This window comes from Mesorhizobium sp. M8A.F.Ca.ET.207.01.1.1 (assembly GCF_004794715.1).
In the GTDB taxonomy this organism is placed as follows: Bacteria; Pseudomonadota; Alphaproteobacteria; order Rhizobiales; family Rhizobiaceae; genus Mesorhizobium.
Map to the genome: position 1 here is coordinate 1 of NZ_SRUS01000144.1, position 402 is coordinate 402.

The following is a 402-nucleotide window of genomic DNA, read 5'->3' on the forward strand; positions in this document are numbered from 1 at the left end:
GGCAGCACCGTGCTGCACTGCCCCTACTGCCACGGTTACGAAGTGGGTGGCGGCGCCATCGGCCTGCTTGGTGGCCATCCGATGTCCGCCAGCAAGGCACCGTTGTTCGCCGACTGGGGCAATGTCACGTTCTTCAGCATGGGACGGGACATCACCGATGAGGAACGCGCCGCCATGCAGCAGCGCGGCGTGCAGATCGAGACGTCACCGGTGCTGCGCGTGCAGGGCGACCAGCCGACCTGGCTGGAGGTGGAGCTGGCCGACGGCCGCCGCATCGCCCAGCGTGCGCTGTTCGTGCCGGCCACCCAGGTGATGGCCACACCGCTGGTGCAGCAGCTGGGCTGCACGTTGGCCGAGAGCCCGCTGGGCGAGCTGATCGAGGTCGACATGATGAAGCAGACC

Annotated in this window: 1 pseudogene; it reads left to right on the forward strand. The window is 68.2% G+C overall.

The annotated features are described in order from the left end of the window. Positions 1–402, forward strand: a pseudogene (locus EN850_RS33900) (NAD(P)/FAD-dependent oxidoreductase); the annotation flags it as partial.